This window comes from Pseudomonas sp. SDO5522_S412 (assembly GCF_054071215.1).
The window spans coordinates 15,339-31,520 of sequence record NZ_JBSVWQ010000031.1 but is presented as its reverse complement, the minus strand read 5'-3'; the positions used below and the strand labels follow the sequence as shown (position 1 = coordinate 31,520).

Sequence of the window (16,182 nt, the reverse complement as noted above, 5' to 3'; positions counted from 1 at the left end):
TTGGTGCTGTACTGCACCGGGTCCCACGATAAAGCGCAATGACCACTGCTCTGGCATAAGTCTTGCGCGCTTTGTTTCCATGCCCTGGCTCGCAGGAGGCCGCCGTGTCGATTCATGTCGCGTTGCACCACGTTACGCATTACCGCTACGACCGCGCGGTCGAACTCGGCCCACAGATTGTTCGTCTGCGTCCGGCGGCCCATAGCCGCACGCGGATTCTTTCCTACGCGCTGAAGGTGCTGCCGGAACAGCACTTCATCAATTGGCAACAAGATCCCCAGGGCAATTACCTGGCGCGTCTGGTGTTCCCGGAAAAAACTGACGAGCTGCGCATCGAAGTCGACCTGGTCGCGGAGATGGCGGTATTCAATCCGTTCGATTTCTTTCTGGAACCCTACGCCGAAAAAATCCCTTTCAGCTACGCCGCCGATGAGCAGCGCGAGCTGGCGCCGTACCTCGAAACATTGCCGCTGACCCCGAGATTCGCCGCGTATCTGGCGGGTATCGACCGCACGCCGTTGCCGGCGGTGGATTTCCTGGTGGGCCTGAATCAGCGCCTGGCCGCCGATATCGGCTACCTGATCCGCATGGAACCGGGGGTACAAACTCCGGAATTCACCCTGGAAAACGCCTCCGGTTCCTGCCGGGATTCGGCGTGGTTGCTGGTGCAACTGCTGCGCAACCTTGGGTTGGCGGCACGATTTGTGTCGGGCTATCTGATCCAGCTGACCGCCGACGTCAAAGCCCTCGACGGCCCGTCCGGCACCGAGGTGGATTTCACCGACCTGCACGCCTGGTGCGAAGTGTATTTGCCCGGCGCCGGCTGGATCGGCCTCGATGCCACCTCCGGTTTGTTCGCCGGTGAAGGTCATATCCCGTTGGCCTGTAGTCCTGATCCTTCTTCCGCGGCGCCCATCAGTGGCCTGGTGGAACCCTGCGAGTGCGAATTTACCCACGAGATGTCCGTGGAGCGGATTTGGGAAGCCCCCAGGGTTACCAAGCCCTACACCGAAGAGCAGTGGCTGGCGATCCAGGCCCTGGGCCGGCAGATCGACGGTGACCTGCACAAGGACGACGTACGCCTGACCATGGGCGGCGAACCCACCTTCGTTTCCATCGACGACCCCGACGGCGCCGAATGGAACACCGCCGCCCTGGGCCCGGACAAACGCCGGCTGTCCGCCGAGCTGTTCCAGCGCATGCGCAAGCACTACGCACCCAAGGGCCTGGTGCATTTCGGCCAGGGCAAGTGGTACCCCGGCGAGCAACTGCCGCGCTGGTCCCTCAACTGCTACTGGCGCCGCGACGGCGTGCCGATCTGGCACAACAGCGCGCTGATCGCCGATGAGCAGGAAAGCTATGGCGCCGACGGCGTGATGGCCGGGCGTTTTCTGGCCAGCGTTGCCGAGCGCCTGAAACTGCCCGCGCAGTTTGTATTCCCGGCCTACGAAGACAATTTCTATTACCTGTGGCGCGAAGGCGCCTTGCCGCAAAACGTCAGCGCCGAAGATCCGCGCCTGGAGGACAAGCTTGAGCGCGAGCGCCTGCGCAAGGTCTTCAGCCAGGGCCTGGATAAAGTCATCGGCCAGGTGCTGCCGCTGGCGCGCACGGCGGCCAATGACCGCTGGCAGAGCGGGCGCTGGTACCTGCGGGACAACCATTGCCGCCTGGTGCCGGGCGATTCACCGTTGGGTTATCGCCTGCCACTGGCCTCGCAACCGTGGGTAACGGCGGCGGACTATCCGTTCGTGCACCCCACCGATCCCAATCAGGACCTGGCAGACCTGCCGACCACCTCACAACTGCAAAGCCATGGCGAGGCAGCTGCCAGCCAAGACCGTATCCCGAAGATCGACGAGTCTGCCGACTGGCTGACCCGCACCGCCCTGTGCGCCGAGGCACGGGACGGCCGCTTGTACCTATTCATGCCGCCGCTGGAACGGGTCGAGGATTACCTGGAACTGGTGGCCGCCATCGAAGCCACCGCCGAAGAACTGCATTGCCCGGTGTTGCTGGAAGGTTATGAGCCGCCGAGCGACCCACGCCTGAGCAACTTCCGGGTGACGCCGGATCCGGGTGTGATCGAGGTCAACGTGCAGCCGTCCGCCACCTGGGACGAGTTGGTGGAACGCACCGAGTTTCTCTACGAAGAAGCCCGGCAAACCCGCCTCACCACAGAAAAATTCATGATCGACGGGCGCCACACCGGCACCGGCGGCGGTAACCACTTTGTGCTCGGTGGCGCTACGCCCAAGGATTCGCCGTTCCTGCGGCGTCCCGATCTGCTGCGCAGCCTGATCAGCTATTGGCATAACCACCCGTCGCTGTCCTACCTGTTTTCCGGCCTGTTCATCGGCCCGACTTCCCAGGCGCCACGGGTCGACGAAGCGCGCAACGATGCGCTGTATGAGCTGGAAATCGCCTTCGCGCAGATGCCCGAAGCGGGCGAAGAATGCCCGCCATGGTTGGTGGACCGCCTGCTGCGCAACCTGCTGATCGACGTCACTGGCAATACCCACCGCGCCGAGTTCTGCATCGACAAGCTCTACTCGCCGGACGGTGCCACCGGCCGCCTGGGCCTGCTGGAATTGCGTGCCTTTGAAATGCCGCCCCACGCCCGCATGAGCCTGACCCAGCAGTTGCTGCTGCGGGCACTGGTCGCGCGGTTCTGGCGTGAACCCTATGCGCCGCCGAAGCTGGCGCGCTGGGGTACGGAATTGCACGACCGCTTCCTGCTGCCGCACTTTATCGAGCAGGATTTTGCCGACGTGATCGTCGAGCTGAACGCGGCCGGTTATCCGCTGCGGGCTGAATGGTTTGCCGCGCACCTGGAATTCCGTTTTCCCAAGGTCGGTGATTACGCCGTCAGCGGCATCGAACTGGAATTGCGCCAGGCCCTTGAGCCCTGGCATGTGCTGGGCGAGGAGGGTGCGGTGGGCGGTACGGTGCGTTACGTGGATTCGTCCCTGGAACGCCTGCAGGTCAAGTTGAGTGGCCTGCCGCCCCAGCGTTACCTGCTGACCTGCAATGGCATCCCGGTGCCGCTGCAACCCACCGGGCGTGTCGGCGAGTTTGTGGCTGGCGTGCGTTATCGCGCCTGGCAACCGGCCAACTGTTTGCAGCCGACCATCCCGGTGCATGCGCCACTGGTGTTCGATCTTTTGGATACGTGGATGCAGCGCTCGCTGGGCGGTTGCCAGTACCATGTCGCCCACCCGGGCGGGCGCAATTACGACAGCCTGCCGGTGAATGCCAATGAAGCTGAAAGCCGGCGGATGGCGCGGTTTTTCCGCTTGGGACACAGCCCCGGGAAACTGCCGGTGCCGAGTGTGGTGATCAATGATGAATTGCCGATGACCCTGGATTTGCGGCGCTTCCCCAATAAGAATGACTAAATGCGATTCAAAATGTGGGAGCGGGCTTGCTCGCGAATACGGTGTATCAGAAACACATTCAGTGACTGACACTCCGCTTTCGCGAGCAAGCCCGCTCCCACACAAGCCCGCTCCCACAGTTGGATCGCGTGGTTTGTGAGTTAATTCGACTTCCCTTGCCTCTGCCGAGCGTTCCATGCCCGACTTGCTCGACCGTTACCCGCTGACCGCGGGCACTTATCACGAACTGCTGGACGACAGCGGCGCGGTTCGCGCCCATTGGCAGCGGCTGCTCGATCACTTGCAACGCAGCACCCCGGCGCAACTGGCCCAGCGCCAAGCCTTGCTGACTCGGCAGATCCAGGAAAACGGCGTGACCTACAACGTCTACGCCGACCCCAAGGGCGCCGATCGTCCCTGGGAGCTGGACCTGCTGCCCCACGTGCTGGCCGCCGATGAATGGAAGCAACTTGCCGCCGGCATCGCCCAGCGTGCGCGCCTGCTGAATGCAGTACTGGCCGACCTCTACGGCCCGCAACGCCTGATCGCCGAAGGCTTGCTGCCGGCAGAACTGGTGTTCGGCCATAACAATTTCCTGTGGCCGTGCCAGGGCATCCAGCCGCCCGACGGCGCGTTCCTGCACCTGTACGCCGTGGACCTGGCGCGTACGCCGGATGGCCGCTGGTGGGTCACCGCCGACCGGACCCAGGCCCCGTCCGGCGCCGGTTATGCTTTGGAAAACCGCACCATCGTGTCCCGCGCCTTCCCGGACCTGTACCGCGACTTGCAGGTGCAGCACCTCACCGGGTTCTTCCGCACCCTGCAGGAAACCCTGGCCCGCCAGGCGCCGAGCGACGACCAGCCACCGCTGATCGTGCTGCTGACCCCGGGCCGTTTCAACGAAAGCTATTTCGAGCATCTGTACCTCGCCCGCCAGCTTGGCTACCCGCTGGTGGAAGGCGGCGACCTGACCGTGCGCGACGCCACGGTGTACCTCAAGACCCTCAGCGGCCTGCGCCGGGTGCACGCGATCATGCGCCGCCTGGACGACGATTTCTGCGACCCGCTGGAACTGCGCACCGACTCGGCCCTCGGCGTGCCCGGCCTGCTGGATGCCGTGCGCCAGGGCAATGTGCTGGTGGCCAACGCCCTGGGCAGTGGCGTGCTGGAATCCCCTGGCCTGTTGGGATTTCTGCCGAAGATCAATCAATTCCTGTTTGGCGAAGAGCTGATCCTGCCGTCCATCGCGACCTGGTGGTGCGGTGAGCCGCCGGTGCTGGCCGAAGCCCTGGAGAAACTGCCGGAGCTGCTGATCAAGCCGGCGTTTCCGTCGCAAAGCTTTACCCCGGTATTTGGCCGCGACTTGAACGACGAACAACGCGAGGCCCTGGCTGAGCGCATGCGCGCGCGGCCTTACGCCTATGTCGCCCAGGAACTTGCGCAGTTGTCCCAGGCGCCGGTCTGGCACACCGTTGACGATCACCTTCAGCACCGCGCCATCGGCATGCGTCTGTACGCCGTAGCCAGCGCCGACGGTTATCGGGTACTGCCCGGTGGCCTGACCCGTGTGGCCGCCGATGCCGATGCCGAAGTGGTGTCGATGCAGCGCGGCGGTGCGAGCAAGGACACCTGGGTGCTCGGCGAACGCGCCCATGGCACCGAGCAATGGCGCGCCCAGCGAGCCATCGGCGCCCATGACCTGGTGCGGCGCGATCCGTACCTGCCGTCGCGGGTGGTGGAAAACCTGTTCTGGTTTGGCCGTTATTGCGAGCGCTGTGATGACAGTGCGCGCTGGTTGCGGATCGTCCTCGCCCGCTATGTCGACGGAGACGACCCGCTGGCGCTGCAGGCGGCGGTTGAACTGGGTGAGAACCTGCGACTGTTGCCGGAGGAGGGCGAGTTGCCTGAGCGGCTTCAGGCGGCGTTGCTCGGTGACGACTGGCCGTCGAGCCTGCGGGCCAACTTGCAGCGCTTGCAGTGGGCGGCGTCCCAGGTGCGCGGCAAGCTGTCCCGGGAAAACTGGCAGGCGCTGGTGGAGTTGCAGCGCGAAGCCCTGGAACTGGAAAGCGAAGAGCCGGACTTCGGCGAACTGCTGGATTTCCTCAACCGCCTGGTGATGTCCCTGGCCGCGCTGTCGGGCTTTGCCCTTGACGACATGACCCGCGACGAAGGCTGGCGCTTCCTGATGATGGGCCGGCGCATCGAGCGCCTGCAGTTTCTCAGCAGCAGCCTGGCGGCGTTCCTGCGCGGCGTGGCGGTGTTCGATCAGGCCGGGCTGGAGTGGTTGCTGGAGCTGGGCAACAGCAGCATCACCTATCGTTCGCGCTACCTCGCGGTACCGCAGCTGATTCCGGTGCTGGACCTGTTGCTGCTGGATGAGCAAAACCCCCACGCAGTGCTGTTCCAGCTGAAACTGGTGAGCCGCACCTTGCGCCGCTTGAATGACGATTTCGGCGTGCCCCGGGAAACCGGGCTGGCGCCGTTGGTGGAGCGCCTGGCGCGCTTTGACCTGGGCTGCCTGGAGAACCCGCTGTTCGGCGAGTCCAGTGTGCGTGCCGCGCTGGATGGCCTGGCCGACCTGCTGCAAGCGGTGGCCGATGAAAGTGGGCAAGTCTCCGACCGCCTGGCCTTGCGCCATTTTGCCCATGTGGACGATGTCAGCCAGCAAACGGTGTCTGTGTGATGAGTGCCCGCTACCAGATTTTCCACGATACCCATTACCACTACGACAGCCCGGTGTCCCTGGCCCAGCAGCTGGCGCACCTGTGGCCGCGGCCTTGCGCCTGGCAGCGCTGCAGCTCGCAGCAACTGGAGATCAGCCCAGAACCGACCTCGCGCCGGGATGAACTGGATGTGTTCGGCAACCCGATCACTCGGCTGGCATTCGAGCGGCCCCATGATGAACTGCTGGTGAACGCCGGGCTGACAGTGGAGGTGTTGGCGCGGCCGCTGCTGGATTTCAGCCTGTCGCCGGCCTGGGACCAGACCCGCAACGGCCTGACCTACAGCAGCCAGCCGCTGTCGGCCGAAGTGATCGAGGCGTGCCGCTATCGGTTCGAATCGCCCTATGTGCATTTGAAGAAAAGCTTCGTCGAGTTCTCCGAAGACTGTTTCCCGGCCGGTCGTCCGTTGCTGTTGGGTGTGCAGGCGCTGATGCAGAAGATCTTCAGCGAATTTACTTTCGATGCCGAAGCCACCCAGGTCGCCACGCCGTTGGTGGAAGTGCTGGAGCGCCGGCGCGGCGTGTGCCAGGACTTCGCCCACCTGATGCTCGCGTGCCTGCGTTCCCGGGGCCTGGCGGCGCGGTATATCAGTGGTTACCTGCTGACCCAGCCACCGCCCGGCCAACCACGGTTGATCGGCGCGGATGCGTCCCACGCGTGGGTGTCGGTGTTTTGCCCGGTGTCGGGTTGGGTGGATTTTGACCCGACCAACAATGTGCAGCCGGCACTGGAACACATCACCCTGGCCTGGGGCCGGGACTTTTCCGATGTTTCGCCGTTGCGGGGGGTGATTCTGGGGGGAGGGAGCCATGACCCGGAAGTGCGGGTGACGGTGATGCCGCTGGAGTAATGCACATATCTCAAATCGGGACGCGGAGCGCCCCAGGATGCATTCCCACGCGGAGCGTGGGAACGATCACCTATTCAGCGTCTTTCGGTGCTTCGGTTTCGTCTGTAGCCACTGTACCTTCAGCATCCGGGTTCAGTGCACCGGCTTCTTCGTCGGCTGCAATTTTCTTGCGCTGCAGCTTTTCCTCTTTCTTCTGCTCTTTGGCCAAGTCTCTCTGACGTTTGGCGAAGGAGTAATTAGGTTTTGCCATGGGCGATCCTCTGGGGTCGAAGGTGAGGTTGAGCGGCGCGTATTCTGCCTTTAATCGCGTCCCAAGGGTTAATCGGGTTTTTGGTCCACCCATTTGGGCAGGACCAGCGGTTGCCAGGCATCCAGTACGTCAAGCAGCTCAGCCGGCGATTCGCTCATTTGCAGCATGGCACGATGCGGTGCCCGGACGAAGCCTTCGCCGACGATATGATCAAGAAAATCGGTCAACTTGCGGTAAAAACCGTTCACTTCGAGCAACCCCAGCGGTTTGCCGTGGTAGCCGAGCTGGCCCCAGGTCCAGACTTCGAACAGTTCTTCCAGGGTGCCCAGGCCGCCCGGCAGCGCAATAAAGGCGTCGCTCAGTTCGGCCATGCGTGCCTTGCGGGCGTGCATGCCGTCGACCACTTCGAGGCGGGTCAGGCCTTTGTGGCCGATTTCGAGGTTTTTCAGGCTTTCGGGAATAATTCCGATCACCTCGCCGCCGGCTTCCAGCGCCGCATCGGCGACGATACCCATCAGGCCCACGGCGCCGCCGCCGTACACCAGGGTCAGCTTGCGCTCCGCCAGCGCGCGCCCGAGGGCCACGGCTGCTTCACGGTAGGCCGGGTTGGTGCCGCTGCTGGCACCGCAAAACACACAGACAGACTTCAAGGACATACCTGACTCCACTCAGTTGTGGCTAAAGAGTAAAGGCTGGCTTGCGTCTCTCAAAGGATTAAACCTCGCGTTGAGGTGTTTCGCAGGTGCCGCTGGCACCACAGGCATAGGCGGCAAGCAGGCTGCGGAACAGACTATTGAGGTGCATGGCTGGGACTCCGGAAGGGTGATGGACCGATCATAGGCCGGCACCCGCACTTTGGCCGGTAGATTGTGTCGATGAGTCTGATAGCCTAAAGTTGTATACAATCTGTTGATACAGATCATATGAAGTCCTGCCTGACTCAGGCACCCTTGTCGCGATATGCGTTTTTTAAACCCTGCCCTGGAGATTCACATGTTTGCCAAACTCGTTGCTGTTTCCCTGCTGACTCTGGCTAGCGGCCAGTTGCTTGCTGCAGAGTGCAAGGTCACTGTCGACTCCACTGACCAGATGTCCTTCAACACCAAGGCCATCGAAATCGACAAGAGCTGCAAGACGTTCACCGTTGAGTTGACCCACTCCGGCAGCTTGCCGAAAAACGTCATGGGCCATAACTGGGTGCTGAGTTCCGCCGCCGACATGCCTGGCATCGCCAGCGACGGCATGGCTGCCGGCATCGACAAGAACTACCTGAAAGACGGTGACACCCGCATCATCGCCCACACCAAGATCATCGGTGCCGGCGAGAAAGACTCCGTGACCTTCGATGTGTCGAAGCTGGCGGCAGGCACTGACTACGCGTTCTTCTGCTCGTTCCCAGGCCACATCTCGATGATGAAAGGCACTGTGACCCTGAAGTAAGCAATCTTCAGGCAAAAAAAAGCGCCCTTCGGGGCGCTTTTTTTGCCTGTAGGCAGGCTGCTCTTGTGGCGAGGGAGCTTGCTCCCGCTGGGCTGCGGAGCAGCCCCAATAAGCTCACCGCGTAGCATCAGAAAAAGCAGTAAGCAGGTTTCAGGGGCCGCTTCGCGCCCCAGCGGGAGCAAGCTCCCTCGCCACAGCAAGCCTTTTTGCCAGAATGAGCTGCTACGTCAGATCAGGGTGCAAACGGCATCACTCGCTTGTGCTCGGTCTTGCGATAGGTGTCGCAGATGATCTTGAAGGCTTCCTCGCGCACCGGCTCGCCGTGCAGGAACGCGTCGATCTCGGCATAGGTCACGCCATGGGACGCTTCGTCCGGCTTGCCCGGCGACAGGTCTTCCAGGTCGGCCGTCGGGATCTTCTCTACCAGCGATTCCGGAGCACCAAAGTGCCGGGCAATCGCGCGCACCTGGTTCTTCACCAGCCCGCTCAGCGGTGCCAGGTCGCAGGCACCGTCACCGAACTTGGTGAAAAAGCCCATCACGGCTTCCGCCGCATGGTCGGTACCGATCACCAAACCACCGGCCGCGCCGGCGATGGTGTACTGCGCCACCATGCGCATGCGCGCCTTGGTGTTGCCCAGCACGAAGTCCCGGGAGACTGCGGCCTTGCCTTCAAACGCCGCCACTTCATTGGCCAGGGATTTCACCGCCGGGCCGATGTTCACTGTGTGGCGCTCGTCGGGCTCGATAAAGTCCACGGACGCCTGGGCGTCGTGTTCGTCGAACTGGGTTTCGTAGGGCAGGCGCACCGCGATAAAGCGGTACGCATCGTCACCCTTGGCAGCCCGCAACTCTTGCATTGCACGCTGGGCCAGCAGGCCGGCGGTCAGGGAGTCGACGCCGCCGCTGATGCCCAGCACCAACGTCTTGAGGCCTGAATTGAGCAGGCAATCCTGGATAAAGGTAACGCGCCGGGCGACCTCCGCCTCAAGGGCGGCCTGGTCCTTGAACGGCGGTTGGACCTTGAGCTGTTCAGCAATCTCGCGCTGTACGGCTTGCATGATTCACTCCTTGCTGGGTAGGGCAGGTACTTTGAAAACGTGGCGCAAATAGGCGACAAAGTTCGGATCGGTGCAGTGGGTCTTGCCCGCTTCATCGGAAATCTTCGCGACGGGCTGGCCATTACAGGCAGTCATTTTAAGCACGATGCTCATCGGTTCCACACCTGGAATATCACAGGTCAGGTTGGTGCCGATGCCGAAGCTCACATTGATCCGACCACGCAGCGCGCGGAAAATCTCCAGCGCCTTGGGCAGCGACAGGCTGTCGGAGAACACCAGGGTCTTGCTCATGGGCTCGATCCCCAGCTTGTGGTAGTGGGCGATCGCCTTTTCGGCCCATTGCACCGGGTCACCGGAGTCGTGGCGCAGGCCGTCGAAGAGCTTGGCGAAGTACAGGTCGAAATCGCTGAGAAACGCATCGGTGGTGATGCAATCGGTCAGGGCGATGCCCAGCAGGCCACGGTACTCGCGCACCCAGCAGTCGAGGGCGGCGATCTGGCTGTCGATCAGGCGCGGGCCGAGTTGCTGGTGGGCCATGATCCATTCGTGGGCCATGGTGCCCAGCGGCTTCATGTTCAGCTCGCGGGCCAGGTGCACGTTGCTGGTGCCGACAAAACGCCCGGGGAAGTCGTGCTTGAGCACGTTCACCACTTCTTCCTGCACGCGGTAGGAGAAGCGTCGACGCGTGCCAAAATCCGCGACCTGCAGTTCGGACAGTTCTTCGACGCTGGCGTTGGCCGTCAGCCAGTCGAACTTGCGATACAGCTGCTCGCGGGCCTGTTCGAGGATAACGCTCTGGTAGCGATAGCGGTTACGCACTTCGCTGACGATGGCCAGCATCGGCACTTCAAACAGGATCACGTGCAGCCATGGCCCGCGTAGGCGGATAAACAGCTCACCGTTTTCGATACCGGTGTGCACGTAGCGCAGGTTGAAGCGAAACAGCCCGAGGAAACGCAGGAAATCCGGCTTCATGAAGCTGATGCGTTCCAGGAAGCCCAGTTGGTCGGGGCTCAGGCTCAGCTCGGCGAGGCGCTCGATCTGGTAGCGGATCTCCGCCAGGTACGGGCGCAGGTCTTCACTGTTGCGGCAACGAAACTCCCATTCAACTTCCACGTTCGGGTAGTTGTGCAGCACCGCCTGCATCATGGTCAGCTTGTAGAAGTCGGTGTCGAGCAGGTTCTGCACGATGCGATCGGCAAACACACTCTCGCTCATAACGGGAATCTCCAGACGGGTCGACGATGGGCGCCGACCTTTACGCACAATTAAGGAATGGCGCTAGTGGCGCATAGACCTGTGCTGTTTTGCCAGTGTTTTTTCAGCTGGGCATTGTTGTTTGGCCCCTGACGCCTTCGCGAGCAAGCCCGCTCCCACAAAACGAATTGGTAGCACAGGGAGCATCCCATGCAACATGAAACCCATTCCCACGGCATCAACATGTCAGCCCTGGGTCGCGACAAGCAGAGCCTGAGCCTGGCCCAGGAAACCGTGGCCATCGAAGTACCGGGCCTGAGCCTGTACTACGGCGACAAGCAAGCGCTGTACGACGTCAGCATGAACATTCCGAAGCAGCGCGTGACCGCCTTCATCGGCCCGTCCGGTTGCGGCAAGTCGACCCTGCTGCGCACCTTCAACCGGATGAACGATCTGGTGGACGGCTGCCGCGTCGAGGGCGCGATCAACCTGTACGGCACCAACATCTACCGCAAGGGCGAAGACGTAGCCGAGCTGCGGCGCCGGGTGGGCATGGTGTTCCAGAAGCCCAACCCGTTTCCCAAGACCATCTACGAAAACGTGGTCTACGGCCTGCGCATCCAGGGCATCAACAAAAAGCGCGTCCTCGACGAAGCCGTTGAGTGGGCACTGAAAGGCGCGGCGCTGTGGGACGAGGTCAAGGACCGCCTGCACGAGTCGGCCCTCGGTTTGTCCGGCGGCCAGCAGCAACGCCTGGTGATCGCCCGCACCATCGCCGTGGAGCCGGAAGTGCTGCTGCTCGACGAACCGTGCTCGGCACTCGACCCCATCTCCACGTTGAAAGTCGAAGAGCTGATCTACGAACTCAAATCCAAGTTCACCATCGTCATCGTGACCCACAACATGCAACAGGCGGCGCGGGTTTCCGACTACACCGCGTTCATGTACATGGGCAAGCTGGTGGAATTTGGCGACACCGATACCCTGTTCACCAACCCGGCGAAGAAGCAGACCGAAGACTACATCACCGGTCGCTACGGCTAGCAGGTGGCTGGTTGCTCACTGAACTGATGCTGCGGTCGACCGCACCTTACTGGACGTTCCAAGGACGCCAACATGATTAGCAAAGAAGGCCTTACCCATCACATCTCCGCGCAGTTCAACGCCGAGCTTGAGGAGGTGCGCAGCCACCTCCTGGCCATGGGCGGGCTGGTGGAGAAGCAAGTCAACGACGCCGTCACCGCGCTGATCGAGGCCGACTCGGGCCTGGCCCAGCAAGTGCGCGAGATCGATGACCAGATCAACCAGATGGAACGCAACATCGACGAAGAATGCCTGCGCATCCTGGCCCGTCGTCAGCCGGCGGCGTCCGACCTGCGTTTGATCATCAGCATCTCCAAGTCGGTGATCGACCTGGAGCGCATCGGTGACGAAGCCACCAAGATCGCCCGCCGCGCCATCCAGTTGTGTGAGGAAGGCGAAGCGCCGCGTGGTTATGTCGAAGTGCGCCACATCGGTGACCAGGTGCGCAACATGGTTCGCGACGCCCTCGACGCGTTTGCCCGTTTCGACGCCGAGCTGGCGTTGTCGGTGGCCCAATACGACAAGACCATCGACCGCGAATACAAGACGGCGCTGCGCGAACTGGCGACCTACATGATGGAAGACCCGCGCTCTATCTCGCGGGTACTGAGCATCATCTGGGTACTGCGTTCGCTGGAACGCATCGGCGACCACGCACGCAACATCTCGGAACTGGTGATTTACCTGGTGCGGGGTACTGACGTGCGGCACATGGGCCTCAAGCGGATGAAAGCAGAAGTTGAAGGTACGACCGATCAAATCCCTAATGTTCCGGGCGTTCCTGACGATAAGTAAGATTGCCCGAGAAATAAACGCCCGGCCTTTGGTCGGGCGTTTTCGTTTGTGGTGTTGGAATTTTTGGCAAAACGCCATCAGCGAAGCGTTATGCTTGCCGGGGTTTTTATAGGATGAAGGGTCGATGAGCAAAGTCAGTGTATTGGTGGTGGATGACGCCTCGTTTATTCGCGACCTGGTGAAGAAGTGCCTGCGTAACTACTTCCCGGGGATCAAGATCGAAGATGCGGTGAACGGCAAAAAGGCCCAGGCCATCCTGATGCGCGAAACCTTCGACATGGTGCTGTGCGACTGGGAAATGCCGGAAATGTCCGGCCTGGAACTGTTGACCTGGTGCCGTGAACAGCCTCATCTCAAAGCCATGCCTTTCGTCATGGTGACCAGCCGTGGCGACAAGGAAAACGTGGTGCAGGCGATCCAGGCCGGGGTTTCCGGCTACGTCAGCAAGCCATTCACCAACGAGCAGTTGCTGAACAAGGTCAAGCAGGCACTGAATAAGATTGGCCGCCTCGACGCGCTGATCGCCAGCGCACCGACCAAGATGAACTCGGCGTTCGGTAACGATTCCCTCAGCGCCCTCACTGGTGGCAAGCCTGACGCAGTCAAGCCGGCCCCGGTGGCCGCGCCCAGCAAAGGCCTGCTCAACAGCCCGCCGGTGCAGGTGGCTGCGGCAGCGTCGCCTGCCAGCGGTCGTGGCCAGGGCCAGCTGCGCTTGTCCAGTGGCACCCAGCAGTGTGTGATCAAGGCCCTGAGCATCAAGGAGGCGCTGCTGGTGGTGCGTCGTGGTGAAATCCTGCCTCAGGTACTGGAAAGCGCCGTGCTCGACCTGGAGCAGGGTGAGAACGCTGAAGTGGCGCGTCTGAATGGCTACCTGCATGCCGTGGTGGCCTACGAGCCCAAGCCCGACAGTGACTGGCTGCAACTGACCTTCCGGTTTATCGACCAGGATGCGCAGAAGCTTGACTACATTTCGCGGCTGATCGCCCGCGGGACTGCACAGAAGCATTTTGTGCCGGGTGCGTGACTTGATGGGGTCTCCAAAAAACCTGTGGCGAGGGGGCTTGTCCCCCGTTGGGCTGCGTAGCGGCCCCAAACCCTGTAATTGAGTTCTGCCTGACCCTGCGCGATAACTCTACTGGGGCCGCTGCGCAGCCCAACGGGGGACAAGCCCCCTCGCCACAGGGTTAGTGTTTGGTTCACATAGCACTGTCATGATCCCTTGTTAGCCTGCCATTCAGTCGTCCCTGGCAGGCCAACCCGATGCTCGTGCGCTCACTGTTGTTGTGTGGACTGTTCGCCGTTGTCATGCCGGCGATGTCCATGACCCTCTACAAATCCATCGACGCCGACGGCGCTGTGGTCTTCAGCGACCGGTACACGCCCGGGGCGCAGGCGTTTGTGTATCAGGAGCGGGTGATTCCCAAGCCTGTATATCCGTCGCAACCCGCTTCCTATCGTTATCCCTTGCCCTGGCGTGGCGGGCCGTTCCGTCTCACCCAAGGCCCCAACGGTACCTTCAGCCACTCCGAGCTCAAAAGCCGTTATGCGATGGACATTGCCATGCCTGAAGGCACGCCAATCATCGCGGCACGTGGCGGTGTCGTACTGAAAACCGAGAACGAGCAGAGCGGGCGCGGCAGCGATCCATCGGGCAATTTCGTGCGGGTGCAGCACGATGACGGCACGCAAGGCGTGTACCTGCACCTCAAGCAAGGGTCGGTCAGCGTCAGGGAAGGGCAGCGCGTGGCGGTGGGCAGCCCGCTGGCGCTGTCGGGCAATACCGGTAACAGCAGCGGGCCGCATCTGCATTTTGTGGTGCAGCGCACGACGGCGTCGGGGCTGGTGTCGATTCCCTATGAATTCAACCAGCCGGTGCAGGCGTTGCCCAACTTTGCGCTGGGCACGCGATAAGGCTTTTGTAGGAGCGAGCTTGCTCGCGAAAAACCTGAGGGCGCTGCCGGGTGTCAGGGTCCCAGCGTTATTGTTAACGTCCTTCGCGAGCAAGCTCGCTCCTACAGGGGGTGTGCCCTAGTCGAGCAATAGCACCTTGGCCAACACGATCTTCGGCCCTTTCATCTTCTTGATGATGATGCGCAGGCCTTCGACTTCCAGCACTTCTTCCTCTTCCGGCACCCGTTTCAGGGTGTCGTAGATCAGCCCGGCGAGGGTTTCGGCTTCGATGTGGTCCAGGTCGACGCCCAGCAGGCGCTCCACCTTGAACAGCGGCGTGTCGCCACGCACCAGCAATTTGCCCGGCTGGTAAGCGAGGATGCCGCGCTCAGCCTTGCGGTGTTCGTCCTGGATGTCGCCTACCAGTACTTCCAGCACGTCTTCCATGGTCAGGTAGCCGATGACCTTGCCGTCGGCCTCTTCCACCAGGGCGAAGTGCGCGCCGCCTTTACGGAACTGCTCGAGCAGTTGCGACAGCGGCATATGGCGCGATACGCGTTCCAGCGGGCGGGTCAGCTCGGCCAGGTTGAACGACTCGGGAATGTGGTCCAGGGCCGCCAGTTCCAGCAGCAGGTCCTTGATGTGCAGCAGGCCGACGAACTCGTTGCGCACGGCGTCGTACACCGGGTAACGGCTGAACTTGTGGCGACGGAACAGCGCCAGGATTTCCTTGAGCGGTGCGTTGAAGTCCAGGGTCACCAGGTCTTCCCGGGAGTTGGCCCAGTCCACCACTTCCAGCTCGCCCATTTCCACGGCGGAGGCCAACACGCGCATGCCTTGGTCGCTCGGGTCCTGGCCACGGCTGGAGTGCAGGATCAGTTTCAGTTCTTCACGGCTGTAATGGTGCTCGTGGTGCGGGCCAGGCTCGCCTTGGCCGGCGATGCGCAGGATGGCGTTGGCACTGGCGTTGAGCAGGTAGATCGCCGGGTACATGGCCCAGTAGAACAGGTACAGCGGCACGGCGGTCCACAGCGACAGCAACTCGGGCTTGCGAATGGCCCAGGACTTGGGCGCCAGTTCACCGACCACGATGTGCAGGTACGAGATCACGAAGAAGGCGGCAAAGAACGACACGCCCTTGATCACTTCCGGCGACTGCACACCGATCGCGCCCAGCAACGGCTCGAGGATGTGCGCGAAGGCCGGCTCACCGACCCAGCCCAGGCCCAGGGAGGCGAGGGTGATACCCAACTGGCAGGCCGACAGATAGGCGTCGAGCTGGCTGTGTACGGTGCGCAGGATCTGCCCGCGCCAGCCGTTCTTGTGGGCGATGGCCTCGACCCGGGTCGAGCGCAGTTTGACCATGGCAAATTCCGCCGCAACGAAAAAGCCGTTGAGCAGTACCAGGATCAGTGCAAAAAGAATCATGCCGAAGTCGGCGAAGAGTGTCGCGAGGGTGATGCCAGGGGAAGGGTCCATGATGGGGTTTTGCGGGTTCCGTCTAATCGAAAAGGGTGAGC

13 protein-coding genes are annotated in these 16,182 nt (G+C 62.1%); 8 read left to right on the top strand and 5 right to left on the bottom strand.

Translation table 11 applies throughout. From position 1 onward, the window contains the following. Positions 1–104: 104 nt before the first annotated feature. The 3 genes from ACW9I6_RS10075 (at position 105) to ACW9I6_RS10065 (ending at position 6,947) form a co-directional block, all read left to right on the top strand. The gene (locus ACW9I6_RS10075; RefSeq protein WP_219406468.1) at positions 105–3,395 is read left to right on the top strand and encodes a transglutaminase family protein; all 3,291 of its coding nucleotides are present in this window, start codon (positions 105–107) and stop codon (positions 3,393–3,395) included. 175 nt (positions 3,396–3,570) lie between these two features. Continuing rightward, positions 3,571–6,057, top strand: a complete 2,487-nt coding sequence (locus ACW9I6_RS10070) for a circularly permuted type 2 ATP-grasp protein (RefSeq protein ID WP_457339245.1) — start codon at positions 3,571–3,573, stop codon at positions 6,055–6,057. Next, positions 6,057–6,947 (top strand): transglutaminase family protein, encoded by an 891-nt coding sequence (locus ACW9I6_RS10065; RefSeq protein ID WP_003217471.1) that lies wholly within the window; start codon positions 6,057–6,059, stop codon positions 6,945–6,947. Before ACW9I6_RS10070 ends, ACW9I6_RS10065 begins: the two co-directional genes overlap by 1 nt. Positions 6,948–7,017: 70 nt before the next feature. On the opposite strand, the gene ACW9I6_RS10060 is transcribed toward ACW9I6_RS10065, so the two are convergent. Together ACW9I6_RS10060 and ACW9I6_RS10055 are read right to left on the bottom strand one after the other, a co-directional pair. After that, positions 7,018–7,197 carry a hypothetical protein gene (locus tag ACW9I6_RS10060; RefSeq protein WP_003217470.1) on the bottom strand — a complete coding sequence of 60 codons (180 nt, stop codon included), beginning with the start codon at positions 7,195–7,197 and terminating at the stop codon, positions 7,018–7,020. Between the two features lie 68 nt (positions 7,198–7,265). After that, positions 7,266–7,853 (bottom strand): LOG family protein, encoded by a 588-nt coding sequence (locus tag ACW9I6_RS10055; RefSeq protein ID WP_003217468.1) that lies wholly within the window; start codon positions 7,851–7,853, stop codon positions 7,266–7,268. Positions 7,854–8,190: 337 nt separating this feature from the next. Here ACW9I6_RS10055 and azu point away from each other — a divergent pair, with 337 nt between their 5' ends. Then, a complete protein-coding gene (azu, locus tag ACW9I6_RS10050; RefSeq protein ID WP_008439083.1) occupies positions 8,191–8,637 on the top strand; it encodes an azurin in 447 nt (148 codons plus the stop codon). 232 nt (positions 8,638–8,869) lie between these two features. On the opposite strand, the gene nadE is transcribed toward azu, so the two are convergent. Both nadE and pncB read right to left on the bottom strand, forming a co-directional pair. Beyond that, positions 8,870–9,697 carry an ammonia-dependent NAD(+) synthetase gene (gene nadE / locus ACW9I6_RS10045; RefSeq protein ID WP_003217462.1) on the bottom strand — a complete coding sequence of 276 codons (828 nt, stop codon included), beginning with the start codon at positions 9,695–9,697 and terminating at the stop codon, positions 8,870–8,872. Positions 9,698–9,700: 3 nt separating this feature from the next. Then, positions 9,701–10,915, bottom strand: coding sequence for a nicotinate phosphoribosyltransferase (gene pncB, locus ACW9I6_RS10040; RefSeq protein ID WP_003217456.1), 1,215 nt, complete (start codon positions 10,913–10,915; stop codon positions 9,701–9,703). A gap of 189 nt (positions 10,916–11,104) precedes the next feature. Here pncB and pstB point away from each other — a divergent pair, with 189 nt between their 5' ends. The 4 genes from pstB (at position 11,105) to ACW9I6_RS10020 (ending at position 14,683) form a co-directional block, all read left to right on the top strand. Next, a complete protein-coding gene (gene pstB, locus ACW9I6_RS10035) occupies positions 11,105–11,938 on the top strand; it encodes a phosphate ABC transporter ATP-binding protein PstB (protein WP_003213395.1) in 834 nt (277 codons plus the stop codon). 72 nt (positions 11,939–12,010) lie between these two features. Further along, positions 12,011–12,772, top strand: coding sequence for a phosphate signaling complex protein PhoU (gene phoU, locus ACW9I6_RS10030; protein ID WP_003213392.1), 762 nt, complete (start codon positions 12,011–12,013; stop codon positions 12,770–12,772). A gap of 124 nt (positions 12,773–12,896) precedes the next feature. Further along, positions 12,897–13,796 carry a response regulator gene (locus tag ACW9I6_RS10025; protein ID WP_003213389.1) on the top strand — a complete coding sequence of 300 codons (900 nt, stop codon included), beginning with the start codon at positions 12,897–12,899 and terminating at the stop codon, positions 13,794–13,796. 236 nt (positions 13,797–14,032) lie between these two features. Continuing rightward, positions 14,033–14,683: a M23 family metallopeptidase gene (locus ACW9I6_RS10020; protein ID WP_008439474.1), complete on the top strand. Its 651-nt coding sequence runs from the start codon at positions 14,033–14,035 to the stop codon at positions 14,681–14,683. 117 nt (positions 14,684–14,800) lie between these two features. Here ACW9I6_RS10020 and ACW9I6_RS10015 read toward each other — a convergent pair whose 3' ends face one another. Further along, complete coding sequence (locus ACW9I6_RS10015) at positions 14,801–16,141, bottom strand: hemolysin family protein (protein ID WP_003213385.1); 1,341 nt, start codon at positions 16,139–16,141, stop codon at positions 14,801–14,803. Positions 16,142–16,182: the final 41 nt, after the last annotated feature.